Genomic DNA, 26,622 nt, shown 5'->3' on the forward strand with positions numbered 1-26,622 from the left:
CCCCCGCCGAGCCTCGGCGGTCAGCGAAGTGCCGCGGCGGGCCGCCCGGCCAGCATCGGCTCCCCGTTGAGCAGCACGCCGGCAAAGCCGGCGGCGGGCCAGCCACCTGTCGGCAAGCCCGCCACCGGCGGCGGTACTCCCGGTGCGCGGCCCGATCTGAGCGGACGCGCCGGTGGGGGTGGTGCCCGGCCCGCGCCCACCACCGGCCCGAATCCGTCGCTGGGTGGCCGACGCGGCGGGCCGCCCGTTCCCACCCCGCGCAAGGATGTGCCGCGCGATGAAAACCACGAGACCTGGGAGTACGGCGAGGGCGACGACGAGTTGTGGGTAACGGAGTCGTCCGCCGCCGGTGTGGTCGAGGCACCGGCCGAACACCGGCCGCGCGAGCAGGGCAGAGCGCTCGGCCAGAGCTGACGGCGGGCCGGTCACTCGAACTCGGGTGACCGGGCCGTACCATGCGGTGACCGTCCAATCCCAGCCGTCCGGCACGGCGGCCCACAGAGGAAGGTTGACGGGCATGCGTGTCCTCACCCGATCGGCAGCCGCCACGTTCGCCGGCGCAAGCGTCCTGGCTGCCCTCATCCTGCCCGCCGGACCTGCGGCGGCGGACGCAACCCGCAACGGCTCGTGGCACGTCAAAGCCCTCAAGCTGGCCGAACTCCACAAGATCACCCAGGGTGAGGGTGTCACCGTGGCGGTCATCGACACCGGGGTGGACGCGACCCATCCGGACTTGCGCGGCAACGTCCTGCCCGGCCTGGACCTTTACGACGACCGCAGCAAGGGCCGTGTCGACCGCCAGGGACACGGCACCGGTATGGCCTCGCTGATCGCCGGCCACGGGCATGGCCCGCGAGGCCGCGACGGAGTGCTCGGCGTCGCACCGAAGGCCAAGATCCTTCCGGTGACCATCAAGAAGGACGGCGCCCCGCTGATCGCACCGACGGCGCTCGCCGCCGGCATCCACTGGGCGATCGACGCCGGTGCCGATGTGATCAATGTGTCGCTATCCAGCAGCTTCAACGACGAGTTGAACCGGGCGGTCGAGCGCGCCTACCGGAGCAACGTGATCGTGGTCGCCGCCGCCGGCAACGACGACGAAATCCTGGTCGGCTACCCGGCTGCGCACGCCGGCAGCGTCTCGGTCAACGGAGTCGACAAAGAGGGGGTCATCAGTAAGAAGGCTTCCGTGCCCGGCACCCTGGACCGGCTGGTCAGCCTCGCCGCGCCCGGCCAGGACATCGTGCTGGCCGTGCCCGGCGGTCGGTACAACACCGCGACCGGCAGCAGCAACGCCACCGCAATCGTCTCCGGTGCGGTAGCCCTGATCAAGGCCGAGTATCCGGATCTGAGTGCCTACCAGACGTTCCAGCGGCTGCTTGAGACCACCAAGGACGCCGGCGAGCCGGGCCACGACGAGTACTACGGATGGGGCGTACTCGACCTGCGGGAGGCGTTGACCGGCGAACCCGATGGACGGGGTAGCCGCACCGCAGCACCCAGCGAGCCAGAGATCGACGAGGCACTCGCCGCCGCGCGGGCGGCCGGAAGCGATGGTCCCGACTACACGGAGATCGTGATCGTGGTGCTGGTCTGGACGGTCTTCCTCGCCCTGCTCGTCGGCGGAGTAGTGGCCATCGTCAAGCTCCGTCGCCGTTCACGCCGCCGCCGACAAACCAGCCTGGCCCCGGAACCCGCGCTCACCGGCGGCGGGCCTGCCGCAGCGTCGGGCCTGACCGAACAGACCCTGTCTGATTCCGCTCGGGCCGGTGAAGCCGCTTGGCGCCGTCCGGCCGAATGAGCAGAGAGGACGCACAAGTGCTCACCACCTCGGCGGAGCCCGGCTCCGCGCCCGGGCCGACGCCACGCCGGCGACCTGTCGTCGTCATCATCGCCGTCCTGCTGATGGTGCCCTCGATCGTCATCTGGCTGATCGCCGGGGTCGCCTTCTTCCGCGCGATGCTGCGCGCCGAGGGCGACGGGCTGGGCAAGGTCCTGGTGGTGGGCATCGGTGCTGGCGTACTGGCGATCGCGTTGCTGGTGGTGCTGCTCGCGTCAATGGGGATTCTCATGGCCTGGACGGGCGACAACGCGGCAGGACTGGCCGTGCCGGCCGGGTTCACCTTCGGGCTCTTCGTCGTCGTCATCGTCACGCTGCTCGCGCTAGGCAAGATCAGCTATCACCCGACGATGGTCACGCCGCTGGTCGTGGGTGGGCTGGCCGGTATGTCGCTCGTCCTGATCAAGAGCCCGCCGGCGCGAGCCTGGTTCGCTGGCCGCGGTCGCTAGCTAGGCCGGGGACCAGCGGCGGGCGGTGGCGTCGAAGCGGGCCAGCAGCTCCTCCCGGCCGTCCGCGTGCAGGCAGTGCAGCTCGGTGCCGTCCGGTACGGCAAGGGACTCCATCCGCGGTCGGCCCTGACCCCACTCGTCGGGCGTGGTCTCGCCGGGTGGCCAGCGCAGCACCGCCACCCACTCGTCGGACTCCTCGAACGGAGAGCCCTCACCGAGCAGCCCGAGCCGTCGGTACAGCCGGGTCGGGGTGTCCCGTCCCGGGCCATGCCAGGCGTGCACCAGTCCAGCCGCCCGGTCGTACCCGTCCTGCAGGTAGGACGTCAGGTAGCGGTGCGGGATGACGAGTTGCAGCAGCAGCGGTGCGGCGGGATCGGGACCGTCATCATCGCTGTCGGGTGCCGGACGGGGCAGCGGTACGCCCACCGCCGACGGGTCGGCGTACCTGGCCGTATCGCGGCGCGCCTGCTCCTGCTCGGCCGCCGCGTTGATCACCTGTCGCAGCTCGCCGAGCCAGTCGCGCAACGTCAGCAGCGCCTCGCCGGGCAGGGCCGCGGCCAGCGGCGTCTCCGGGTTCAGCAGCAACTGCCAGGAGATGTCCGGCCAGTGGTCGGTGAGCTGGAGGCTGCTGACCACCACCAGGTCTCGCTCGCCGAGTGCCTGTCGCATCCGGGCTTCCGAGCTGAACACGGGCAGGCTGACCCGGCCCTGCTCGTCGGGAAGGGTCCACCACGGGAAGTCGGGATCGGACAGGTCACGTGTCGCCGGTCCGTCCGGGTCCACCGGCAGTACCAGTTCGGCCCGGAGCAGTGCGGCCATCAGGGAGTTCGGGTCCTGCCGCCGGACCGCCTCGCGCAGCGGTCGCTCGGCCTCCACGACCGGCTCGGTCAGGGCCCTGAGTTCGTCAGCCGCCAGCCGGATGCCGATCGGCAGCCCGGCGTCGATCGCCAACATCCATTCGTCGTCGGGCCAGTCGACGGCGAGGTCGACCAAGCCCGACACCCGGTAGGCCACCGACTGGCCGGGCAACCCGGCGGCGATTGCCGCCGGTGAGGTGTACGCGAGCACGTGCGTGACGCCGTCGTGTTGGCCGGTCGCCCAGGCCACCGTTTCCCGGCCGGCCGCCGCACCGGGCGACACGGGTAGCAGCAACGGACCGGCCACGAGTTCGGTGAGGAAGCCTTCCCGGTCGCCGGTCTCGGCGGCGGCCAACAGCGCGCGCTCGGCGGCGGTGGTCGGCTGCCAGCCGGTCACCAGGTGCCGTCCGCGCGTACCCGCGCAGGGCGGTGACCGAGCACCAGTGTGGTGAGCGCCTCGTCGAGATCCGCGCCGAGGAACCAGTCCCCGGTGTGGTCCAGCACGAACACCCGGCCGTGCTCGTCGACCGCCAGGATGCCGGTGCCGTCGCCCTCCTCGCCGAGCGGGCTCAGTGGCGCGCCGATCGCCTCGGCCAGCTCGGCGAGGGTTTCCACCGAGTGCCGCACCAGGAACGGGTCGAGGTGGACCTCGCTCGGTGCGACCTGTTCACCTTCACCCTGCGGGCGTACCCGCAGGCCACCGAACTCGGCATACGCCTCGATCGCCCGGGCGGTCACGGTGTGCTGGCGACCGCCGGGGGTGGCGTCGGCGGCGATCCGCAGTCCCCACTCGCGGCCCCGGCTCTCGTCGGAGCGGTCGGGCGACCAGCCGGCGGCGGCGAGGGCCTGCGCCACCAGGGGTGGAAAGCGCTCGCTCATGTCAGCGCCTCCACGCCGAACCAGTCCAGCAGGGCGGCGCAGGAGCGACAGGGCGGCTGAACCTCGCCGTGGCGCGGGTCGCCCTCCTCGCGTACCCGGGTGACCCGGACTTTCGCGCCCCACAGCAGCGCACGGCAGCGGGCGGCGTCGAGTGGTGGCCCGCCGGCCTCGGCGGCGTAGAGCCGGTCGGAGATCAGCGCCGCCTCGGCGCACCAGCCGGCGTAGCGCTCGCGCTGCTCGACCGGCAGCCCGTGCAGGAAACGCCGGACCACCGGATGCAGGTCAGGGGTCACGTCTCCACGTACCGAGGTGTGCGTGTGGACGGTGCCCTCGGCCAGCAGCGCACCGGCCGCCAGCGGCAGCATCCGTGGCTGCGCCATCCGTCCTCCCGGTTGTCGACAGGGGATTCCCGGCGAGGGTTCGCCCGGCCCGCCAGCGAGCCTAACCGTCACCGACCGTCCGACGGGGGTGGCGTCCGGGCACCATCGGCGTCGAGGGGCTCACACCGCGTCGACCGCCTGGGATATCGTCGGTTCCGCCCTCTCCTCGCCGTTCAGAGCCGGAGCCATGACGCGCACCCTTCTCGTCTCCCCGGATCAGCCCGGTGCCTACCCGTCCATCGGGGAGGCACTGGCGGTGGCCAGCGACGACACGGTCGTCTCGGTCAGTCCCGGCACCTACCACGAGGCACTGTTCGTCAACGACCGTGGCATCAGCGTGGTCGCCGCGCAGGGTCCGGGCACGGTCACCATCGACGCGTCCTCCGGGACCTATCCGACGGTGTCCTGCAACTCTGGCCGGTTGGAGCTGCGCGACCTGGTCCTGAAGGCCGGTGACGCGCCGGTCGTGGTGGCCGACCGAGCGAGGCTCACCATGACCGGGTGCGAGCTGGGCGCCGGCTTCGGCGCGGCGATCCAGGTGGCCGGCCGGTCGGAGTTCACGCTCACCCGCTGCCGGGTGACCGGCGGACGTTACGGCCTGGTGGTGGAGGATTCCGACGGCAGCGTCGAGGGGTGCGAGTTCACCGATCTCAGCGAGGACGGCATCATCGTGCGGATCGGGGCGGCCCCGACCATCCGCACCAGCACGGTGACCCGCTGCGGCAACCGGGGCATCTACATCTACCAGCACGGCCGGCCGATCATCGAGACCTGCGAGATCTCCCAGACCGGGCAGGCCGGCGTGGCGGTGGTCCATCAGAGCGCCCCGGTGCTGCGTCGCTGCCGGATCCGCGACACCCGCGGGCCGGCGGTCTCCTTCGCCCGAGGCTGTCGCGGCAGTGTGGAGGAGTGCACCACAGAGAACACCGGCCAGCCGACGATCGAGATCGCCGAGGGTGCCGAGCCGACCATCGTCGAGGGCACCGTCAACCGTAAGGCCACGTTCGGCGCCGACGCCGCCCGCGCCACCACCGGTCAGGACGCTGCCCGGGTGGAGAAGCTGCTGGCCGAGCTGGCGGCCATGGTCGGCCTGGAGTCGGTGAAGGAGGAGGTCCGCGCCCTCATCGACGAGATCCAGGTCAACGAGTGGCGGCGCAGCGCCGGGCTGCCCGTCGGCGCGGTCAGCCATCACCTGATCTTCGCGGGTGCCCCCGGCACCGGTAAGACCACCGTGGCGCGCATCTACGGTGACCTGCTGGCGGCGCTGGGCGCGCTGCCCGGCGGCGCCTTCCGCGAGGTCTCCCGACGTGACCTGGTCGGCCAGTACATCGGCCACACCGCCGAGAAGACCGCCGCCGCGTTCGAACTGGCGCGCGGCGGCGTGCTCTTCATCGATGAGGCGTACACCCTGTCCCGGTCGTCGGGCACCGGCGGCGACTTCGGGCAGGAGGCCATCGACACGCTGGTCAAGCTGATGGAGGATCACCGCGACGAGATCGCGGTGATCGCGGCCGGCTACACCGGCGAGATGCTGCAGTTTCTCGACGCCAACCCCGGTCTGGCCTCCCGCTTCGCCAAGACTGTGGAGTTCGGCAACTACTCCCCGGAGCAGTTGGTGGTCATCGTGGAGCGGATGGCCGGCGGCGACGAGTACCTGCTCGCCGATGGCGTCTCCGAAATGCTCCGTGCGCACTTCGGCACCATCGAACGGGACCAGAATTTCGGCAACGCGCGGGAGGCGCGCAAGCTCTTCGAGGGTGTCCGTAAGGCACAGGCGCAGCGGTTGCGCCAGTCCGGGCAACGTCCGAGCCTCGACGAGCTGCGGACCGTGACGGTGACCGACGTACGCGCCGCGATCGGGCGATGACGATGCCCTGCCGGTCAGGGAGGGACGTGCGGTGACGCATCCGGGTGCGGCTCGACCGGGCGAGCCGGGTTGGCAGCATCACCCGGGGGCGGCGGCACCGCCACCACAGCAGCGCACGCCCCCGCAGCAGGGCGCAGCGCCGGCACCGACGCTCGGCGGTACCGGTCCCGGCCACACCTGGGCGACTCAGCGTGGGCAGGGGCGGGCCACGGTCGGCACCGCGTACACCAGTCGGGCCGCCACCGCGGCACCGGCCGCCGCGCCCGCCGCCCGGGCCCCGGAGAGCCAGGCCGCAACGCAGGCCACGGCCGCCCCCACGGGACAGGCCGCTGCCGAAGGCGCGGCCGGGGACGCCGCGGCGATTCCGGTCGTACGTCCACACCGACGACAGCCGCGCGTCGGTGGGATACATGTGGCCCAACTCGTGGCCTGGCAGGCCGGTGCTGCGGCGGTGCTGGCGGCCACGCCGCACGGCCTGCCGCTGACCGTTGCCGTGGCCGCCGTCACGGTGCTGGTGCTCGCGCCGACGATGGTGCACCACCGGGGCCGATGGCTGCACCAGTGGCTGGCGGTGTGGTGGGCGTACCGGGGGCGGAGCCGGCAACCGGTCAGTGCCGGATCCGACGGCCCCTGGCAGCTGCTGCGCCACCTGGAGAGCACCGTCGAGCTGGATCAGGTCGAAATCGACGATCAGCCGGCCGTGCTGCTGACCCACCGGGGCGGGCTCAGCGCGGTGCTGGAGGTCGATCCGACCGAGGGCGCGCTGCTCATGGGGGCACCGCAGGCCCTGCCCTCACCTGTGGCGTTGCTGCCAGCAGCCGACCCGAAGACGCCCGTCGTGACGGTGCAGGTGCTGATCCAGGTGACCCCGGCACCGCGCGCCCGCGCGGCGGCGGTCGACCGCGCCTACCGCGAACTGACGAATGGCAGTGTCCCGGCCAGCCGGCAGGCGTGGGTGGTGCTGCACGCGCCGCGTACCCCCGATTTTCACGCCGACCGCGACCTGCGGCCGGCGCTCACCGCGGCGATCCGGCGCACTCGGCGTCAGCTGCGGCAGGAACGGGCGACGGCCCGGCTGCTGAACCGGGACGAGGTGCTCGCCGCGGTCGCCCAGCTGACCCATCTGACCGGAGACGCGACCGGCGGCACCGACCACCCGTTGGCCCGGGAAGGCTGGCGGAGCTGGACGGCTCAGGGGGTCCCGCAGAGCTGTCATCGACTGCTCGCCTGGCCCGGCCGGGCGTGGCAGATCGACCCGTTGCTACGCGGACTACCCGCTGCGGCAGGCGTGGTATCCATCTCGGTGGCTCGGGAGAACGACCGCCCCGGTGACGACGACGCTCTGGTGGAGGTGGCGTTCCGGCTCATCGGCGCCGACCCGGCCGCGCTGGCCACCGCCGATCGTGCACTCGACCAGGCGATCCGCGATCACGGTGGTCTCCTGCAGAGACTCGACGGCGAGCACGCCCACGGCGTGGCCGCCACCCTGCCGTTGGGAGGCTTCCTGCGATGAACGGTGTCGCCTTTCCTGGCAGTCGGATGGGGCTGCACGTCGCGGACGGCGCCTCCGTCGCCGGGCTACGGCTGGTCGCCGGTGGCGGCGGGCTGGTAGTCGGCCGCGACCGTCAGCAGGATCCGGTGGGGCTACGGGTGTTCCGGGCCGAGCCGACCCGGCTGATGCTCACCGGCGGGGTACGCGCAGCCGAGCTGCTCGCCTTCCGGTCCCTGGCGCTCGGCGCCCGGCTGTTCATCCAGACCGCGCGGGAGCAGGAGTGGGACGCCTTCCTGCGGCGCTGCGTCATCGGCCGGGAAATCGCCTCGTTCCTGCCGCCCGGTGTCGCTCCACCGGTGCCGGCCACACCTACCGAACCGCAGCTCGTGGTGATCGACACCGGTCCGGTGACCGGGCCGGACACCAATCTCAGCGCACCCTGGCGGGCCACCCTGGTGGTGCGGGACGACCTGGCCGGCTGGGACGTCGAGGTCCTGGTCCGCAGCGACATCGTGGTGCTTCAGCGGCTCACCGAGGCCGAGGCGGCCACCGCCGCGAACGCCCTCGGTCTGGCCAGCGTGCAGAGCTGGTTCACCCAGCTGCATCCGGAGATGGTCGGCCTGATCACGAAGGGCAAGGTGCAGTGGGTGATGCTCAGCATGACGGGAACCGAGCGGCAGCTGGTCGGCCCGGTCTCCCGGGGCGGCTGAGCCACCCGGTCTCGCCGCCCGGGGCGGCTGAGCCACCCGGTCTTTGCCGCATTGGTACACCTGGTGGCTCCCGCGTGGACACCGGTGCCGCATATCCTCCGACGGTCTACTCCCTTCGGAGGCCGCATACATGCAGCGCGCAAGAAGTACACGACTACTCACGATCCCGGGCGTACTGGCCACCGCCACCACGCTTGTCCTCGCCGGTGGCACCACCGCCTTCGCCGACACGGCGCCCACCACGCCGTTCATCAGTGAAATCCACTACGACAACGCCGGCACGGACGCCGGCGAGGCGATCGAGGTCGAGGGGCCGGTCGGCTTCGACCTGACCGGCTGGCAGATCGTCCTGTACAACGGCGCCAACGGCGCGGCGTACGACACCAGGACGTTGAGCGGCGTGGTGCCGGCCGCCGGTGTGGTGGTCGAGTCGTACCCGTCGAACGGCATCCAGAACGGCTCACCCGACGGCGTCGCGCTCGTCGCGCCCGGCGGTGACGTCGCCGAGTTCCTGACCTACGAGGGCACCTTCACCGCGGTCGGCGGACCGGCGAGCGGCCGGGACGGGGTCGACATCGGCGTGCAGGAAACCGCGTCGACCCCGACGGGCGACTCGCTCCAGAGGATCGACGGCAGTTGGCAGGCACCTGCGGCGAGCACCTTCGGAGTGCGCAACGCCGCCTCGGATCCGGATCCGGACCCTGATCCGGACCCGACCGGCTGCACCGTCACCGTCGACCACACCATCGCCGAGGTGCAGGGCACCGGTGCGGCCACGCCGCTGGCCGGCAGCCGGGTGACCGTGGAGGGCATCGTCACCGCCGACCACCGCGCCGGTGGCTACAACGGGGTGTACGTGCAGACGGCGGGCAGCGGCGCCGAGCGCCCGGTCGCCGCCGGAACCGCCTCGGACGGCATCTTCGTGTACCTCACCACGACCGTCGCGAACCACCCGTCGGTCGCGATCGGCGACCGGGTACGGGTCAGCGGCACGGCGAACGAGTTCAACGGCCTCACCCAGTTGACCATCGCGGCCCGGACCGACGTCCAGGTCTGCGCGCAGGGCGCACCGCTGCCCGCACCGGTCCCGGTCGAGCTGCCTCTCGGCGAGGCGGCTCGCGAGTCGGTCGAGTCGATGCTGGTGGCGCCGGTCGGCGCGTACGCCGTGTCGGAGGTGTACAACACCAACCGGTACGGCGAGGTGGCACTCGCCGCCGGCGACCTGCCGGCCCGTACGCCCACCGATGTGGCCCGTCCCGGCTCGGCCGCCGCACAGGCCCTGGCCACCGAGAACAAGCTGCGTCGCCTGCTGGTGGACGATGGTAGGACGACGAACCTGGCCACCGCCGGGCTACTGCCGCCGTACGTCTCGCCCGCCAGCCCGTTGCGGGTCGGCGACCAGGTGGAGGCGTTCGGCCCGTCGGTGCTGTCGTACGGCTTCAACGAGTGGCGTCTACAGCCGACCCGCCCGGTCGACGCGGACACCGCACCGGCCGCCCGGACCACGTTCAAGACCACCAACCCGCGTACCGCCGGACCGGTCGACGTCGGCGGCGACCTGCGGGTGGCCAGCTTCAACGTGTTGAACTACTTCGTCCACTTCGGCGGCGACGCCCGGGGTGCCGCCGACGAGGCGGCGCTGGCCAGGCAGGAGACGAAGATCGTTTCGGCGATCACCGCCCTGAACGCCGACGTGGTGGCGCTGGAGGAGATCGAGAACTCGGTCCGGTTCGACGCCGAGGACCCGCAGCAGGCTCTCAAGCGTCTGGTCGCCGCCCTGAACAGCGAGGACGGCGCGGGCACCTGGGACTACGTACGTGCTCCGGCCGAGTTGCCGAGCGCGGCCGAGCAGGACGTCATCACCACGGCGATCATCTTCAAGCCGGCCGAGGCGCAGCCGAAGGGTCCGTCGCGGTCGGTGAACGACGAGACGGTGTGGTCCAACGCCCGCGAACCGATCGCGCAGACGTTCACCGCCGGCTCGGTGGACTTCATCGTGGTGGCCAACCACTTCAAGTCCAAGAGCGGTGCCGGCACCGGCGACAACGCCGATGCCGGGGACGGCCAGGGCGGTTGGAACGGTGACCGGGTCCGACAGGCCGGGGCACTGGCCACCTTCGTGGATCAGGTCAAGGCGGACAGCGGAACCGACAACGTGCTGCTGCTGGGTGACTTCAACGCGTACACCCAGGAGGACCCGATGCAGGTCCTCTACGACGAGGACTACCGCAATCTGAACGACACCGGAAAGACCAGCTACGTCTTCAACGGTGAGTCGGGCTCGCTCGACCACGCCGTCGCCTCGCCGTCACTGGCGTCGCGGGTCACCGGGGTCGACGTCTGGCAGATCAACGCGGTCGAGTCGTACGCCTTCCAGTACGACGGCCTGGCCGCGTTCTTCGCGCCGGACCCGTACCGGGCCAGCGACCACAACCCGCTGGTGGTGGGCATCGAGACCGGAGCGGAGACCGGCCCGGTCGACCTCCAGCTGCTGAGCATCAACGACTTCCACGGCCGACTGGAGTCACCGGCGAGCGTGGGGGGCCAGCCGGTCGGCGGTGCGGCTCAGGTGGCCGGTCTGGTGAACCAGTTGCGGGCGGAGAACCCGAACACCGCGTTCGTCTCCGCCGGTGACAACATCGGCGCCTCCACCTTCATCTCGGCGATCGACGACGACAACCCGACGATCGACGCGTTGAACCAGGCCGACCTGCTCGTCTCGGCGGTGGGCAACCACGAGTTCGACAAGGGCATGGCGGACCTGACCGGCCGGGTGACCGACCGGGCCGAATTCCCGTACCTGGGCGCCAACGTGTACCGGGGTGACACCCGGGCGCTGCCGGCGTACGCGGTGAACACCATCGGTGGCGTCCGGGTCGGATTCATCGGCGTGGTCACCGAGCAGACCGCCTCGCTGGTCAGCCCGGACGGCATCGCCGGCATCACCTTCCGCGATCCGGTCGCCGAAGCCAACCTGGTCGCCGGCCAGCTCAAGGACGGCAACCCGGACAACGGCGAGGCGGACGTGGTGGTGCTGCTCGCGCACGAGGGCGCCGCGACCGAGAACATCGACTCCCCGGAGGCGCTGGCGAACGACCCGGTATTCGGCGAGTTCACCCGCGCCGACGCCACCGTCGACGTCATCTTCAGCGGGCACACCCACCAGCCGTACGCCTTCGAGGTGCCGGTTCCCGGCACCGACAAGCTGCGGCCGATCGTGCAGGCCGAGGACTACGGCAAGCGGCTGGGCAAGGTCACGCTGACCTTCGACCCGGAGGCGGGTGCCGTCACCGCCGCCGACGCGTCCCTGGTGGATGTCGTCGGCGCGCCGCAGGACCCGGCGGTGGCCGGGATCGTGGCCGCGGCGAAGACGCGGGCGCAGGAGTTGGGCCAGCGCGAGCTCGGTGAGATCACCGCCGACATCCGGCGGGCCTACACCGACGGCAACGAGGATCGGGGCAGGGAGTCGGTGCTCGGCAACTTCATCGCCGACGTGCAGCTCGCCGGCACCCGCGACGCCGGTCGGGGCGGGGCGCAGATCGCGTTCATGAACCCGGGCGGTCTGCGGGCCGATCTGCTGTACGGCGAGGACGGCACGGTGACCTACGCCGAGGCCTTCACCGTCCAGCCGTTCGCCAACGACGTGGTCACCAAGACCTACACCGGTGCCGAGATCAAGCAGGTGCTGGAGCAGCAGTGGCAGCCGGCGGGCGCGTCCCGCCCGGTGCTGTGGCTCGGCGTGTCGGAGGGCTTCAGCTACACCTACGACCCGGAGGCCGCACCGGGCTCGCGGATCACCTCGATGAGCCTGAACGGCATGCCGATCGACCCGGCGGGCAGCTACCGGGTCACGGTGAACTCCTTCCTCGCCGCCGGCGGGGACAACTTCACCACTCTCGGCGGCGGCAGCGACCTGGTGACCACCGGCGACAACGACCTCACCATGCTGGTGAGCTACTTCGCCGCCAACTCGCCGGTGACCGCGGACACCGAACCGCGGTCGTCGATCGGGCAGGGCGGGCCGGAGTGCACCACCACGATCACCGGCAAGCACTCCCGGCCGCTGCTCGTGACCACCGGCCTGACCTGCGTGGAGAACGCCACGATCGCCGGTCCGGTGTCGATCGCCGCAGGGGCTTCCCTGCGGGTGACCGGCGGCACCATCAACGGCCCGGTGTCCGCCACCCGGCCGGTGCTGTTCGAGCTGTCCGGAACGAAGGTCTCCGGTCCGGTCACGGTGGCCGGCGCCACCGGTGACCTGAAAATCAGCAAGGCCCGGATCAACGGGCCGGTGACGCTGGTGGCCAACCTCGGCGGGGTACGGGTCGACGAGGTCACCGTCAGCGGCCCGGTGAGCGTGACCGGCAACTCCGGCAGCCAGCCGGTGGTCGTCGCCGCGAACACCATCAGCGGTCCGCTCGCCTGCTCGGGCAACACGCCCGTGCCGGTGAACGAGGGCCGGGCGAACACGGTGCGGGGCCCGGCGGCGGGTCAGTGCGCGCGCCTGTGAGCGGTAGGTGACAACGCCGGTCCGCGGTCGGAGCTGCTCCGGCCGCGGACCGGCCCTTCGGTCCGCTCCGACCGACCCATCCGACTGGGCGATGCATACCCCCCGGGGTATCGTGCGGAGACGGCTACCCGATCGAGTCCGCATCTCCGCGCCCCGCCCGGGTAACCGCACCTTGGAGACGACCTATCGAGGAGCTGGACATGACAGTGCGGGTGTCGGTCATCAAGACATCGTCCCTCGGCGACCGCAGCTACCTGGTCACCGACGGCCAGGTAGCGGTCGTGGTGGACCCACAGCGCGACGTCGACCGGGTGCTGTACCTCGCCGGTGCGGCCGGCGTACGGATCACCCACGTGGTCGAGACGCACCTGCACAACGACTACGTCTCCGGCGGGCTGGACCTGACCCGGCTGACCGGGGCGCGGTACCTGGTCGCCGCCGAGGACGAGGTTGGTTTCGACCGGCTACCGGTCGGCGACGGCGACGTCATCGAGGTGTCCGAGGCGCTGCGGCTCCGGGCCGTGGCCACCCCGGGCCACACCTTCCACCACCTGTCGTACGTGCTCGAAGAGGCCACCGGCGGTAGCTGGAGCCCGGTGGGGGTCTTCACCGGAGGATCGCTGCTGTTCGGCACCACCGGCCGCACCGACCTGCTCGGTGCCGAGCACGCACACGAGTTGGCCCGGCGTCAGCACAGCTCGGCTAAGCGGCTCGCCGACCTGCTGCCCGACGGGGCGCAGGTGTGGCCAACCCACGGCTTCGGCAGCTTCTGCTCGGCCAGCCAGGCCGACGCCCCGGACTCGACGATCGGCCGGGAGAAGCAGGTCAACCCGGTCTTCCGGCTGGCCGCGACCGAGTTCGTCACCGCAACCCTGGCCGGTCTGGACGCCTACCCGGCGTACTACGCACACATGGGGGTGGCCAACACCGGCGGTCCGGCGCCGGTGGACCTCACTCCGGTGGCCCGGGCCGACGCCGCGCAGCTGCGGGAACGCATCGCCGCCGGGGAGTGGGTGGTCGACCTGCGACACCGCAAGGCGTACGTGGTCTCGCATCTGGCCGGCACGGTGAGCCTCGGCCTCGACGGCCCCATGTCGACCTGGCTCGGCTGGCTGATCGACTGGGGCACCCCGGTCACGCTGCTGGCCGAGACGCCGGAGCAGGTCGCCGACGCCCAGCGCGAGCTGGTCCGGATCGGTATCGATCGGCCCGCCGCCCAGGCGACCGGTGCTCCCCGGCAGTGGGCCGACGAGCCCACCGAGCTGCGCGAACTGCTGGTCGGGGACTTCCCGGCGCTGGCCGCCGCGCAGCGCGGGAAGCCGCCGGCCGGGCTGCCCGCCCCACAGGTCGTCCTCGACGTGCGGCTGGGCAACGAGTGGCGGGCGAGCCATGTCGAGGGTGCCGTGCACGTACCGCTGCCCGAGCTGCCCCGCCGACTGGCCGACATCCCGGCCGGCACCATCTGGGTGCACTGCGGGTCCGGCTACCGGGCCGCCCTCGCCGCCTCCCTGCTGGCCAACGCCGGCCACGACGTGGTGCTCGTCAACGACCTCTTCAACCAGGCCGAGCAGGCCGGCGTACGACTGAACCGCAGCGCCTGACCGCTGGCCGGCCCGACCGCTGCCGGCGGCCGGGGTCAGCCGGCCGGCGTTCCCGGCGGACTGATCGGCAGCAGGACCCGGAACAGGGTGCTGCCGGGCATGCTCGTCACCCGGATGTCCCCGTGGTGCTTGTTGACCACGATCCGGTAGGAGATGTCCAGACCGAGGCCGGTGCCCTCACCCACCGGCTTGGTGGTGAAGAACGGCTCGAAGATCCGGGGGCGAACGTCGTCCGGGATACCCGGCCCGGTGTCGATGATCTCGACGATCAACCAGTCGTCCTGGCGGGAAGTGCGGACGGTGAGCAATCCGTCGCCACCCATCGCACCGAGCGCGTTGTCGATCAGGTTGCTCCACACCTGGTTCAGCTCGGCGGCGTACGCCGGAATGGGCGGCAGGCCCCGGTCGTACTCGCGGACCAGCCGGACCCCGGCGGCGATCTTCCCCTTGAACATCACCAACGTGGCGTCGAGCAGTTCGTGCACGTCCACCACCTGGTACGGCGCCCGGTCCAGCTGGGAGTACTGCTTGGCGGCACCGACCAGGGTGGAGATCCGGGTGGCGGCGTCCGCGATCTCCCGCATCAGCATCTCGGTCTCGACCGTGTAGGCCAGCCAGCGCACCGCCGCCTCCAAGTCCTCCTCGCCGACCGACCCACGGACCCGCTCCAACCAGTCCACGTCCAGCCCGCCGCCGACAAGCGTCGACGCCAACTCCCAGCCGGCGGTCAGGCCCCGGTCGTCAAGCCAGTCGGTCAACTCGTCCTCGGCGTCGCTGGTCGCCAACGGGGAGAGGGTCGGCGCCTTCGCCACCCGCTCGACCGCCTCCTCCTGGAGACCCACCAGGGCATGCAGCCGCCGGCCGTCGAGCCGGCCGTCGGCGATCATGGCGAGCTTGTGCCGCATCCCGGCGATCCGCTCGCGCAGACTGGTGGTGGCCCGCACCGCCGCGCTCGCCGGATTGTTCAGCTCGTGGGTCAGGCCCGCCGACAGGGAAGCCAGGGCCAGCAGCCGCTCCCGCTCGCCGATCAGCGTCTGGGTGTCCCGCATCCCGATGAACATGCCCTCCAGCAGGTGCATCGCCATCGGGAACCAGGTACGCACCGCGTGGGCGAACTGCTCCGCCGGGAGCACGAAGAACTCGGCGTCGGTGATTGCCCACATGCTGTTGCGGTACTGCCGGTCGTCGCCCAGGTACGCCTGGGTGGCACCGCCGTACACGCCGCGTTGGGCGGTGCGGCTGATCTCCACCTGGTCACCGTGCAACGTGCGGCAGAGCCGTACCGTGCCGTCGAGCAGGACGAAGAAGCACTCCGCCGGATCGCCCTCGGCGTAGACCAGGGCACCTTCGTCCCGCCGCTCGACCCGGCCCTGATCGGCCAGCCAGCTCAACTGCGCGTCGTCGAGCGACTCGAAGAGGAACAGCGTCCGTAGGTCGTCCGCGGTCAACCGCCGTAGCGGGCCGCTGCCCGGATCCCCGCTGCTCACTGTGCCTCCAGGTACCGGTGCACCAGCGACACGGCCATGGCACCCTCGCCGACGGCCGAGGCCACCCGCTTCACCGAGGCCGCGCGTACGTCACCGGCGGCGAACACCCCGGGCACGCTCGATTCGAGGTGGTACGGCTCACGTGGCAGCGACCAGCCTCATGGTCGACGTCCCCCGGTGACCAGGTCCGGTCCAGTGACCACGAAGCCCCGCTCGTCGCGGACCAGTGTGCCGTCCAACCATCCGGTACGGGGCTCGGCGCCGATGAAGACGAACAGCCATGACGTCTCCACCTCCCGCTGCTCGCCGGTCCGGTTGTCCCGCAGGGTCAGCCGTTGCAGGTGCTCGTCACCGGCGGCACCCACCACCTCGCTGTGCGGGTGCACGATCACCTGGTCGATACGGCCCAGTTGGTCGATGAGGTATCGGGACATCGACGCGGTCAGGTCCGCGCCCCGGATCAACAGATGCACCCGCTTCGCGTAGCGGGAGAAGTAGACCGCGGCCTGCCCCGCCGAGTTCGCCCCGCCCACGATGTAGACGTCCTCACCCACACAGCTCGGCGCCTCGCTGGCCGCGGAACCGTAGAAGACACCTCGGCCGGTGAGGTCGGCCAGGCCGGGCGCGCCGAGCATCCGGTACGACACGCCGGTCGCCAGCACGACCGAGTGGGCGGCGAGGGTCTGCCCGTCGCTGAACCGCAGCAACCGCGCCGACCCGGCCTCCGCCAGGCCCACCACCTCCCGAGTGCTGATCAGCTCGGCACCGAACTTCAACGCCTGCCGGCGTGCCCGGTCGGTGAGCTGCGCTCCGGAAACCCCGTCGGGAAAGCCGAGGTAGTTCTCGATCCGGCTGCTCTGCCCCGCCTGCCCGCCGGTGGCCAGCCGCTCCACCAGGACGGTGCGCAGCCCTTCCGACGCCCCGTACACGGCGGCACCCAGGCCGGCCGGCCCGCCGCCGACCACCACCAGGTCGTAGAAGTCCGCAGTGGGGGTCACCTCCAGTCCCACCAGCCCGGCCAGTTCCGCCTCAGCGGGTGACACCAGCGCCTTGCCGTCGGTGGTGACCACCAGCGGGACATCGGCCGGAGTGACCCCGGCCGCCGCGAGCAGCCGGCCGCCCTCGGGGTCGTCGGTCAGCAACCACCGGTACGGAACCAGGTTGCGGGCGAGGAAGTCCCGCACCGCGAACGACTCGGCGGACCAGCGGTGCCCGACCACCCGGATCTCACTGGCCCCCGCGGCCGGACTGGCCGCCCACGCCTCCAGCAGCGAGTCGACCACCGGGTAGAGCTTCTCCTCCGGCGGGTGCCACGGTTTGAGCAGGTAGTGGTCGAGGTCCACCAGGTTGATCGCGTCGATCGCCGCACCGGTATCCGCGTACGCGGTAAGCAGCACCCGGCGCACGGCCGGGAACAGGTCCATCGCCGCTTCCAGGAACTCGATGCCGTTCATCTCCGGCATCCGGTAGTCGGCCAGCAGCAGCGCCACCTGCTCGCCACGCAGCTTGACCTCGCGCAGCGCCTCCAACGCCTCCGGCCCGGAGGTGGCCCGGACCACCCGGTAGCGGTCGCCGTAGCGGCGCCGGATGTCCCGTGCGACCGCCCGGGAGACCGCCGGGTCGTCGTCGACGGAGAGGATCACCGGGTTCGCCATGGGCCCATGAAACCACGCCGACGTTCCGTCGCCGTTGCCGCGACAACCGCGACCGTCGGACGGTGTGCCACACCACAGCCCGGTGACGAGCCGAGCCTCGCGGGCCCGCTCCAGCAGCCGGTCGACGGCCTCCGCGAGCGCTCGGACCAGTTCCCGTATGCGGGCAGATGCAGGGTCTCCTGGTGGCCCGCGGCACCATCCCGCTGCTCCACGCCGCCACGAGTCCGACCGCGGTCGACCGACCCTCCGCCGATCAGGATGGACTGGTCGGGACGGCGCGGAACACGATCGTCACGCTGAACGTGGTCCCGTCCACCTGGTAGGCGTAGCAGCCCGGCCCGTCCACGGTGGTGACACCGGGCAGGTCGCTCTCCGGCCTGGTCAACACCGCGTGGTGCCCGTCGTCGCGAGACTCCCCCGTGTACGAGAATTGTGCCGTCGCGCTACCCGACGCGTCGATCCGCGCTGCCCGTACCAGCACCGGGCCGGTGTAACCGGAGCCGACCCACCGGACCTTCTTCGTGTACGTGCCGTCCGCTTCGCGGTCCTCGTCGCGCAGTTGCAGGGCGCCGTCGACGAAGTAGTCGGCGACCGGATACACCGGGCCCGGCCCGAGCACCCGGTGCGCCCGGTCGCTGTCGGACCAGGGCCGGGGCTCAGCGACCGGGCAGGCGTCGCCGGACCCCACGGTGGGCAGCCGCAGCGGTGGAGCCGTCCATCCTGCGGACGTCGCCGCCGGTCCCGGCGACACCGGCGCGGCGTCCGGCGGCGGATCGTCACAGGCCGCCGCGCTCGACGCGAGCAGAACACCTATCCACACCCATGCCCACCGCACCATCTCCGCAGTATCGAGCGGAAACGCGGTCCGCGCAGCCCCGCCCGGCCGGACGCTCGCCTCGGTTGCTACGACCCGGGTCCGGCAGCCTCACGCGACCGCTCTAGCAGCGCCCGCCGCTCGGCATCGCCGTGCACCCGGTCCGCCGCCGCGCGGAACAGCGCCGCCGCCCGCTCCTGGTCGCCCTGTCGGGCGACGAGATCCGCCTCCACCGCCAGGGTCAACGGGTAGCCGTCGAGCCCGCCGCCGGCACGCGCCTCGGCGAGCAGGGTCAGCCCGGCCGCCGGCCCGTACGCGCAACCGTGCGCGACGGCCCGGTTCAGGGCGACCACCGGGGTGGGCTGCACCTGGGCGAGTTGGTCGTAGCACTCGGCGATCCGACACCAGTCGGTGGCATCGGCGCTGGGCGCGGTGGCGTGACAGGCCGCGATCCGGGCCTGCCAGGTGTACGGGCCGGCCTCGGTGAGCCCGGTGAGCAGACGGTCGGCCTCGGTGATCGCCACGTGGTCCCACCGGGACCGGTCCTGTCGATCGAGCGGAACCAGGTTGCCGTCGGTGTCCCGCCGGGCGGTACGGCGGGAGTGCTGCAACAGGCACAGCGCCAGCAACGCCCTCGCCTCCTGCTGCTCCGGCATGAGTCGGACCAGCAATCGGGCCAACCGGATCGCCTCCTCGGCGAAGGCCGGCTCGCCGTCCGCGTCGTAGCCCTGGGTGAACAGAAGGTAGAGCACACCCAGCACCCCGGGCAGCCGCTCGGTCAGGGCGTGCCCGCGCGGCACCCGGTACGGGATACCGGCCCCGGCGATCCTCGCCTTGGCCCGGGTGAGCCGCCGCGTCATGGTGGACTCGCTGACCAGGAAGGCCCGGGCGATGTCGGCGGTCGGCACCGCGCAGATCGTCCGGAGGGTCAGCGCGACCCGCGCCTGCGGCGCGAGGGCCGGATGGCAGCAGGTGAAGATGAGCCGCAGCCGGTCGTCCACCACCTCCTCGTCCGGCACCGGTTCGGCGGTGGCGGCCGTGAGCGCCAGCACCGCCACGTCACGCAGCTTGTGCCGTTCGACCGAGGCCCGCCGCACCACGTCGAGCAGCCGGTTACGGGCGACCGCCATCAGCCAGCCCGCCGGGTTGTTCGGCACCCCGTCCACCGGCCAGCGGTCCAGCGCCCGCTCCAGCGCCTCCTGCGTGCAGTCCTCGGCCAGCGTCCAGTCACCGGTGATCCGGATCAGAGCAGCCACGATCCGCGGGTACGCCTCGACGGCGGTGGCCGCGACGGCTTGCGCCGCCGCGGCCCGACCGGCCGCCGTACCCCCGTCGTCGGTACGCGGCACCGCGATCTCGGCGGCCAGATCCGTCACTGCTCGAAGTCGGCGAACGGGCGGAGTTCGATCCGCCCGGCCCAGGCCATCGGATGCGCCCGGGCCACTTCGATCGCCTCGTCCAGATCGGCGCACTCCAGCAGGTCGAAGCCGACGATCATCTCCTTGACCTCGGCGAACGGCCCGTCGGAGACCAGCAGTTGGCCATTGCGGACCCGTACCGTGGTGGCGGCCGACGCTGGAGCCAGCTGGGCGCCCTGGAGGCGTCGGCCGGCCGCGTCGTTCTCCGCCACCCACACCTCGACGTCCGGGTGGTTGCTCGGCTCCGGGTCCGGCTCCGGATCGGTGCAGACCAGCATCATGTACTTCACGTCAGTGCCTTTCCGTCGAATCGTCAGGAGCGGTGGTTCCACCGACATGACGAACGGCGAGCCCGGCTTCGGACAACCGAGAGGTTCCATCTTCCGCTCGGGCTCGCCGTCAGGCACGTTCGGTCCGTTTCCTGCCCCACCTCGACCACACCACCGGTCACGATCACCGGTGTCGGCGCACCCGGGTGGCCAGCGTGTCGCCGTGGGCGATCAGGATCAGCAGGCCGGCAATGGTCGCAGAGTTGACCAGCAACGACTGTTCGTGTCCGGCGACGGCGGCGATCAGGATGGCAGCCATACCGATCAGCCGTCGCCAGGAGGACCGGCCGTGCACGGCCAGCGCGAACAGGATCCAGCCGGCGAGCAGACCCAGCCTGCTGCCGGAAGGGCCCATGGCCCCGATCGCAGCGCCCAGCCGCATCTCGCCGGGCACCAGGTACAGCCGACCGAGACTGACCGCGTTGACGAACATCAGCGCGAACGCCGCACTCCGGCCCAGGTCGAACCCGCGTTGGCTGAACGTGATGCCAGCGGTCAGGATCAGCTCGCCCAGGGCGATGATGAAGATCTGCTGGTACCCCTCACCGTCGCCGCCGTCGCCATCCAGGTCGCCATGGTCGCGGGGCGGCTGGAGAGCCTGCGCGAACTACGGGTGATCGGAACTATGTACTGCCGCTCTAGAGGTTGGCCGGGGATGTCGGTTCGACCGCGAGCAGGGCGGCGAGTTGTCGCAGAAGCTGGGGCCGGGCGCGGTAGTAGACCCAGGTTCCCCGCCGTTCGGAGTCGACCAGACCTGCCTCGCGCAGTGCCCGCAGGTGGTGCGAGATCGTCGGGCCGCTCAGGTCGAAGGCCGGGGTCAGGTCGCAGACGCACACCTCTCCGCCCTCGGCCGAGGCGATCATCGACATCAGTTGCAGCCGAACCGGATCGCCGAGAGCCTTGAACGCGGGTGCCAGCAGCGCGGCGGTCTCAGCTGACACCCGCTGCTGCGCCAGCGGTGGGCAGCAGGAGGCGGCGGTCAGATCGAGGGAGAGTGGCACCGCCTGCTTCGACATGCCTCTAGGTTGACACTTGTCTAATCAACGTGCAACTCTCTGATTCGAAGAACGTCGAGACAGTCGGTCGACACCACTCCCCGTCCGCGCCGGACGAACCGACACGACAAGCTGTTTCGACATCCATCAAACCTGAGGAGTTGCCTGATGAGCGACCTGGACCAGCTGCCCGTCGCCGTCATCGGCGCCGGCCCCGTCGGCCTCGCCGCCGCCGCCCACCTGCACGAGCGGGCGCTGCCGTACACCGTCCTGGAGGCCGGCGACGGTGCCGGTGCCGCCGTCCGGCAATGGGCCCACGTCCGCGTCTTCTCACCCTGGCGGTACAACATCGATCCGGCCGCCCGCCGGCTCCTCGACGAGGCGGGCTGGGTGGCACCCGATCTGGACGCCCTGCCGACCGGCGCGGACCTCGTCGCGCACTACCTTCAGCCCCTCGCGAACCTGCCGCAGCTCAAGCCGCAGCTGCGCTACGGCGCCCGGGTGGCGGCCATCAGCCGGCTCGGCTACGACCGGCTGCGCACCACCGGTCGGGAGTCGGCTCCCTTTCTGCTCCGCCTCACCGACGGCCGGGAGATCCTCGCTTGGGCCGTGATCGACGCCACCGGGACCTGGGACACCCCGAACGTGCTGGGCGCATCCGGGCTGCCCGCTCTGGGCGAGACCGAAGCCGCCGCGCACCTGGAGCACGCCCTGCCGGACGTCCTCGGCACCGACCGGGCCCGCTTCGCCGGTCGGCACACACTTGTCGTCGGCGCTGGCCACTCCGCCGCCAACACTCTGCTCTCGCTCGCCGATCTCGCCGCCGCCGTTTCCGGCACCGAGGTGACCTGGGCCATCCGATCGCTGTCGCCGACGCGTACCTACGGCGGCGGCGACGCCGACGCGCTACCCGCCCGCGGCGCGCTCGGCTCGCGGCTGCGGGCGCACGTCGACGCCGGCCGCATCCGCCTGCTGACCGGATTCTCCGTCCACGCGATCACCCCTACCGATGATCGGGTCGCGGTGATCGTCCGACGCGGCGACGGCACCGATGAGCAGGTCACGGTCGACCGGATCGTCGCCGCCACCGGCTTCCGGCCCGACCACACGATCGCCGCGGAGCTGCGTCTGGATCTCGATCCGATCATGGGCGCCACCCGCGCCCTCGCTCCGCTCATCGACCCCAACGAACACTCCTGCGGCACGGTCCCACCGCACGGCGTCGACGAACTCGCCCACCCGGAACCCGGCTACTACGCCGTCGGCATGAAGAGCTACGGCCGCGCGCCCACCTTCCTCATGGCCACCGGCTACGAACAGACCCGGTCCGTGGTCGCCGCCCTCGCCGGCGACTGGCAGGCGGCCCGCGAGGTACGGCTCGAACTGCCCGAAACCGGTGTCTGCCGCAGCAATCCGGCCGACTCGGTCGCCGGTGACGACTGCTGTGGCCCGGCACCCGAGCGGACCGGCAAGGGCCTCGCCACCGGCATCAGCGGGGGTCTGCTCGCCGCACCGCCGAACCTGGTGAGCACCGACGCGCCGGCTACCGACCGGGCCGGCGGCTGTTGCGGCAGCTGAGTGCGGCGGACGAGCCCAGCGCCTGGCGGACGATGCGTAGAGCCTGCTCCGCCGGGGGTAGGCCGGAGTCGCTGACCACCCGGCCGTCCACGATGATCGCCGCGTATCCGGTACCCCGGACCAGGTCTCGCAGCAGGGCCCGCCAGGGCCGCCGGTGCCGGCGACCATCGCGCACGATCGCCGGCAACAGGAACAGCGTGTAGACCTCGCCCAACGGCCGCTGGTCGGCCCGTCGCCAGGCCGTCGCGGGCAGCGTGGTCACACGTCTGCCGACTTAGCTCGTCATCGATCGATGCGGCGCCACCCCCACACGCTGCTCCTTCGGAAGAGGAATCCACGGTTCCCCTTCCGCGATCCGGCCTCGCCGGGAACCTCCGCCACGTAGCGTCGTGGCAGACCGGCCATCCCGAAACGCCTGATGGCGGACGAGGGACGGAAACGTGATGTGCGGCATCAGCGGCGAGGCGAGGTTCGACGGCAGCACGCCCGACGCCGACGCGGTGACCCGGATGACCGAGGCGATGCGGTCCCGGGGCCCGGACGGCGAGGGCCTGTGGAGCGACGGCTGGGTGACCCTCGGGCACCGCCGGCTGACCGTCATCGACCTGTCCGACGCGGGCGGCCAGCCCATGGTGCGCGAGGATCTCGGCCTCGCCCTGGTCTTCAACGGGTGCGTCTACAACTATCCGGAGCTGCGCGAAGAGCTACGCGCCGCCGGGCACACCTTCCACTCCACCAGTGACACCGAGGCGATCCTGGTGGCGTACGCACAGTGGGGTGAGGACTTCGTCGACCATCTGGTCGGCATGTTCGCGGTGGGCCTGATCGACCGCGCCCGGCGTCGGCTCGTGCTGGCCCGCGACCGACTCGGCATCAAGCCTCTCTACTCCGCCGAGACGCCGGGCCGGCTGCGGTTCGCCTCGACGCTGCCGGCGCTGCTCAAAGCGGGCGACGTGGACACCAGCGTGGACCCGGTGGCGCTGCACCACTACCTGTCGTGGCACTCGATCGTGCCCGCGCCCCGCACCATCCTGCGCGGTGTCCGGAAGCTGCCACCGGCGACCGTGCGGGTCGTCGAGGCCGACGGGCGCAGCCGCGATCGCCGCTACTGGCAGCCCGAATACGTCCGAGATCCGACCCACGCCGGCTGGGACGACCGGGACTGGCGGGCCGCGATCGGCGACGCGCTGCGCACCGCCGTACGGCGACGGCTCGTCGCCGACGTGCCGGTGGGTGTGCTGCTCTCCGGCGGGCTCGACTCGAGTCTCATCGTGGCTCTGCTCGCCGAGGCCGGTCAGCAGCACCTGCGCACCTTCAGCATCGGCTTCGACAGCCGGCACGGCGAGGCCGGCGACGAGTTCCACTACTCCGATCTGGTCGCCCGCGCGTACGGCACCGACCACCTCCGCATCCAACTCGCCAACGACGACCTGGTGCTGGCCGTCCAGCGCACGGTAGAGGCGATGACCGAGCCGATGGGCAGTCACGACGTGGTCGCCTTCCATCTGCTCTCCGAGCAGGTGGCCGCGCACGTGAAGGTGGCGCAGTCCGGGCAGGGCGCCGACGAGGTGTTCGCCGGTTACGGCTACCACCAGCCCCTGACCCAGGTGTCCCGGGCCGAGGCGGCGCGGACCTTCACCGCCGCCTTCTTCGACCGCGACCATGCCGAGCTGATCCGGGTGGTCGGTCCGGCCCACGCCGTCGACGTCGACGCCAGCCGGGAGCTGGTGATCACGGAGCTGACCGCACCGGGCGCGGAGACCGCCCTGGACGCGGTGCTGCGCCTGGACACCCACCTGATGCTTCCCGACGATCCGGTCAAACGGGTCGACAGCATGAGCATGGCGTGGGGGTTGGAGGTGCGTACTCCGTTCCTCGATCAGGACCTGGTCGCCCTCGCGGCGGCCTGTCCGCCTGAGCACAAGGTTGCCCAAGGCGGCAAGGGCGTGCTCAAGGAGGTCGCCCGCGAGGTGTTGCCCGCCGAGGTGATCGACCGGCCGAAGGGCTACTTTCCGGTGCCCGCGCTACGCAACGTCGACGGCCCGGTCCGTGACCTCGTGGTGGCGGCGCTGCGGGCGCCGGCAGCACGCGAGCGTGGACTGTTCCGGCAGGCGTACGTGGACGCGTTGCTCGCCGACCCCGAGCAGGCGCAGGCCGCCGCGGGCAGCAACAAACTGTGGCAGTTGGGCCTGCTCGAACTCTGGCTCCAGACCCACGACATCCGCTGACCGTGGGCGGGTTCAACCCGCGGTGGTCTCGGCGGCGAGGTGGTCGAGAACCGCCCGCACATCCCCACCGGTGCGTGCGATGACCCGCCGCTGCCGGGCCGCGCCGGTGCCGTCGCGGCGCAGCCGGGCCAACTGCTGCTGGACGTACGGCAAGTCGCCGTGCCGGATCAGCGCGGAGGTCACCGTGGTGAACAACTCCTCCACGAGGTCCCACGCCGGACGCGCACCGCCACCGCGCAGATCGATCAGCCGGCCGTCCAGCCCCTCGTGAGCAGCTCGCCAGTGAGCCGCCGCGAGCAGGCAACTCCGCAGGCGGGGTGCCGCAACGCCGGCACGCACCTGGTCGACCATGGTGGCGACCAGGGCTCGCACCAGAGCGGCGACCAACACCGTGTCGTCCACCCCCGGGCAGACGTCTCCGACCCGGATTTCCACGGTGGGGTAGCTGGCGGACGGTCGGGCGTACCAGTAGACCATCGCCGCGTCGAGCATGATGCCCGCGTCGACGAGTTCCGCCACCGTCGCGGCGTAGTCGGCGAACGAGGCGAAATACGGGGTGGGCCCGATGCTCGGCCAGCGCTTCAGCTGCATGGAACGCCAGCTCGCGTGGCCGGTGTCCGCGCCGTCGTGCAGTGGCGAGTTGGCGGTGAGCGCCTGCACCACCGGCAGCCACGGACGCAGGTGGTTGCAGACCTGCACCGCCAGTTCCCGGTCCGGCAGGCCGACGTGCACGTGGCAGCCGCACACGGCCGGATCGTGCGCGACCGGACCGAAACGGCGAGACATGGCATGGTAGCGAGGTTCATCCGGAACTGTCCGGTGCGGCTCGTGTACCGGAGTGGCTCCGACCGCGACCAACTGCGCTCCCGCCGAGCGCGCTGCCCCCGCTGCGGCACGTCGCAAGGTGATCAGGTGCGCCCGGAGATCCGCCAGGTCGGCGCAGACCGGGGTGACCATCTCCACCATGCTGTGCCGGAACTCCTGCCGGCTCTGATTCCGGGCCGTCCCGAGCAGGGCCGTCAACACCCGGTCGGCGACCGGCAGACTCTCCCCCGTCTGCGGGTCCAGCAGCAGGAACTCTTCCTCCACCCCGAGGGTCAGCCGCGCTGGCGTGTCCACGGCACTCAGGGGCGGTGCGATGGACGGGTGGTTCGTCATCGTCGGCATCCCCTCCTGCCGGCGACGGTCACCGCCGCCGCACTCGCGGGACTTCCCCGCCAGGGTTCCGGCAAACGGCAGCCACCAAGTGACCGGGCGGGCTCGGTCTGCACCGAGCCCGCCCGTTCCAGCTCCACCCGGTCGATCGCGGGGCGTGCCGGTGCTCATCCGATTCGGCGAGCGCCCTCACCCGCGACGATCAGGAATCTTCGAGCCGGACCTGCGTGTTGTCAGCGTTGTAGGGTCAGTAGTCCGGGTCGGTATGGCAGCAGGCCGTAGTCGCCGCCGGAGTTGGGTGAGCGGCCTTGGTAGAGCAGTTGCAGGTTGCAGGGGTCGATGGTCATGGTCTGGTCGGCGTTTGACCGGATGAGTTCG

21 protein-coding genes and 2 pseudogenes are annotated in these 26,622 nt (G+C 71.5%); 10 read left to right on the forward strand and 13 right to left on the reverse strand.

Annotation, left to right across the window (positions count from 1 at the left end; genetic code table 11):
* From AC2CHE_RS22050 to AC2CHE_RS22060, 3 genes and pseudogenes are all read left to right on the forward strand, one after another.
* A pseudogene (locus AC2CHE_RS22050) lies at positions 1-414 on the forward strand (hypothetical protein); the annotation flags it as partial.
* Positions 415-517: 103 nt separating this feature from the next.
* Positions 518-1,801 carry a type VII secretion-associated serine protease mycosin gene (gene mycP, locus AC2CHE_RS22055; RefSeq protein WP_484506765.1) on the forward strand — a complete coding sequence of 428 codons (1,284 nt, stop codon included), beginning with the start codon at positions 518-520 and terminating at the stop codon, positions 1,799-1,801.
* Between the two features lie 17 nt (positions 1,802-1,818).
* Positions 1,819-2,289, forward strand: coding sequence for a hypothetical protein (locus AC2CHE_RS22060; protein ID WP_484506766.1), 471 nt, complete (start codon positions 1,819-1,821; stop codon positions 2,287-2,289).
* On the opposite strand, the gene AC2CHE_RS22065 is transcribed toward AC2CHE_RS22060, so the two are convergent.
* Genes AC2CHE_RS22065 through AC2CHE_RS22075 form a run of 3 tightly spaced genes read right to left on the reverse strand, consistent with a single transcriptional unit; the run spans position 2,290 to position 4,405 of the window.
* On the reverse strand, positions 2,290-3,546 hold the full coding sequence (locus AC2CHE_RS22065) for an SseB family protein (RefSeq protein ID WP_484506783.1): 1,257 nt from the start codon (positions 3,544-3,546) through the stop codon (positions 2,290-2,292).
* Positions 3,540-4,025 (reverse strand): SUKH-3 domain-containing protein, encoded by a 486-nt coding sequence (locus AC2CHE_RS22070; RefSeq protein ID WP_484506767.1) that lies wholly within the window; start codon positions 4,023-4,025, stop codon positions 3,540-3,542. Before AC2CHE_RS22070 ends, AC2CHE_RS22065 begins: the two co-directional genes overlap by 7 nt.
* Positions 4,022-4,405, reverse strand: coding sequence for a YwqJ-related putative deaminase (locus AC2CHE_RS22075; RefSeq protein WP_484506768.1), 384 nt, complete (start codon positions 4,403-4,405; stop codon positions 4,022-4,024). The genes AC2CHE_RS22070 and AC2CHE_RS22075 overlap by 4 nt, the downstream gene beginning before the upstream one ends.
* A gap of 187 nt (positions 4,406-4,592) precedes the next feature.
* Here AC2CHE_RS22075 and AC2CHE_RS22080 point away from each other — a divergent pair, with 187 nt between their 5' ends.
* The 5 genes from AC2CHE_RS22080 (at position 4,593) to AC2CHE_RS22100 (ending at position 14,585) form a co-directional block, all read left to right on the forward strand.
* The gene (locus AC2CHE_RS22080) at positions 4,593-6,272 is read left to right on the forward strand and encodes a right-handed parallel beta-helix repeat-containing protein (protein WP_484506769.1); all 1,680 of its coding nucleotides are present in this window, start codon (positions 4,593-4,595) and stop codon (positions 6,270-6,272) included.
* 31 nt (positions 6,273-6,303) lie between these two features.
* Positions 6,304-7,785 carry a type VII secretion protein EccE gene (gene eccE, locus AC2CHE_RS22085; protein ID WP_484506770.1) on the forward strand — a complete coding sequence of 494 codons (1,482 nt, stop codon included), beginning with the start codon at positions 6,304-6,306 and terminating at the stop codon, positions 7,783-7,785.
* Positions 7,782-8,474 carry a hypothetical protein gene (locus AC2CHE_RS22090; RefSeq protein ID WP_484506771.1) on the forward strand — a complete coding sequence of 231 codons (693 nt, stop codon included), beginning with the start codon at positions 7,782-7,784 and terminating at the stop codon, positions 8,472-8,474. The genes eccE and AC2CHE_RS22090 overlap by 4 nt, the downstream gene beginning before the upstream one ends.
* Positions 8,475-8,604: 130 nt before the next feature.
* On the forward strand, positions 8,605-12,984 hold the full coding sequence (locus tag AC2CHE_RS22095; protein ID WP_484506772.1) for an ExeM/NucH family extracellular endonuclease: 4,380 nt from the start codon (positions 8,605-8,607) through the stop codon (positions 12,982-12,984).
* 200 nt (positions 12,985-13,184) lie between these two features.
* Complete coding sequence (locus tag AC2CHE_RS22100; protein ID WP_484506773.1) at positions 13,185-14,585, forward strand: MBL fold metallo-hydrolase; 1,401 nt, start codon at positions 13,185-13,187, stop codon at positions 14,583-14,585.
* A 35-nt stretch (positions 14,586-14,620) separates the two neighbouring features.
* On the opposite strand, the gene AC2CHE_RS22105 is transcribed toward AC2CHE_RS22100, so the two are convergent.
* From AC2CHE_RS22105 to AC2CHE_RS22135, 7 genes are all read right to left on the reverse strand, one after another.
* On the reverse strand, positions 14,621-16,072 hold the full coding sequence (locus AC2CHE_RS22105) for a sensor histidine kinase (RefSeq protein WP_484506774.1): 1,452 nt from the start codon (positions 16,070-16,072) through the stop codon (positions 14,621-14,623).
* Between the two features lie 158 nt (positions 16,073-16,230).
* Entirely contained in the window at positions 16,231-17,727 is a 1,497-nt protein-coding gene (locus tag AC2CHE_RS22110; protein ID WP_484506775.1) for an NAD(P)/FAD-dependent oxidoreductase, read from the reverse strand.
* A 253-nt stretch (positions 17,728-17,980) separates the two neighbouring features.
* A complete protein-coding gene (locus AC2CHE_RS22115) occupies positions 17,981-18,547 on the reverse strand; it encodes a hypothetical protein (RefSeq protein WP_484506776.1) in 567 nt (188 codons plus the stop codon).
* A gap of 83 nt (positions 18,548-18,630) precedes the next feature.
* On the reverse strand, positions 18,631-19,890 hold the full coding sequence (locus AC2CHE_RS22120) for an RNA polymerase sigma factor (protein ID WP_484506784.1): 1,260 nt from the start codon (positions 19,888-19,890) through the stop codon (positions 18,631-18,633).
* A gap of 23 nt (positions 19,891-19,913) precedes the next feature.
* Positions 19,914-20,249, reverse strand: coding sequence for a YciI family protein (locus AC2CHE_RS22125; RefSeq protein WP_282236493.1), 336 nt, complete (start codon positions 20,247-20,249; stop codon positions 19,914-19,916).
* 163 nt (positions 20,250-20,412) lie between these two features.
* On the reverse strand, positions 20,413-20,721 hold the full coding sequence (locus AC2CHE_RS22130; RefSeq protein ID WP_484506777.1) for a hypothetical protein: 309 nt from the start codon (positions 20,719-20,721) through the stop codon (positions 20,413-20,415).
* A 205-nt stretch (positions 20,722-20,926) separates the two neighbouring features.
* Complete coding sequence (locus AC2CHE_RS22135; protein ID WP_484506778.1) at positions 20,927-21,304, reverse strand: ArsR/SmtB family transcription factor; 378 nt, start codon at positions 21,302-21,304, stop codon at positions 20,927-20,929.
* Between the two features lie 147 nt (positions 21,305-21,451).
* Here AC2CHE_RS22135 and AC2CHE_RS22140 point away from each other — a divergent pair, with 147 nt between their 5' ends.
* A complete protein-coding gene (locus AC2CHE_RS22140) occupies positions 21,452-22,861 on the forward strand; it encodes an NAD(P)-binding domain-containing protein (protein ID WP_484506779.1) in 1,410 nt (469 codons plus the stop codon).
* On the opposite strand, the gene AC2CHE_RS22145 is transcribed toward AC2CHE_RS22140, so the two are convergent.
* Positions 22,827-23,123: a hypothetical protein gene (locus tag AC2CHE_RS22145; RefSeq protein ID WP_484506780.1), complete on the reverse strand. Its 297-nt coding sequence runs from the start codon at positions 23,121-23,123 to the stop codon at positions 22,827-22,829. The two genes, AC2CHE_RS22140 and AC2CHE_RS22145, sit on opposite strands and share 35 nt — an antisense overlap.
* Before the next feature lie 181 nt (positions 23,124-23,304).
* Between AC2CHE_RS22145 and AC2CHE_RS22150 the strand changes: the two genes are divergently transcribed.
* Positions 23,305-25,089 carry an N-acetylglutaminylglutamine amidotransferase gene (locus tag AC2CHE_RS22150; protein WP_484506781.1) on the forward strand — a complete coding sequence of 595 codons (1,785 nt, stop codon included), beginning with the start codon at positions 23,305-23,307 and terminating at the stop codon, positions 25,087-25,089.
* Positions 25,090-25,101: 12 nt separating this feature from the next.
* Here AC2CHE_RS22150 and AC2CHE_RS22155 read toward each other — a convergent pair whose 3' ends face one another.
* Positions 25,102-26,247, reverse strand: a complete 1,146-nt coding sequence (locus AC2CHE_RS22155) for a carboxylate-amine ligase (RefSeq protein ID WP_484506782.1) — start codon at positions 26,245-26,247, stop codon at positions 25,102-25,104.
* A gap of 230 nt (positions 26,248-26,477) precedes the next feature.
* A pseudogene (locus tag AC2CHE_RS22160) lies at positions 26,478-26,622 on the reverse strand (non-reducing end alpha-L-arabinofuranosidase family hydrolase); the annotation flags it as partial.

It is taken from the genome of Micromonospora sp. ATLC16, assembly GCF_057196645.1.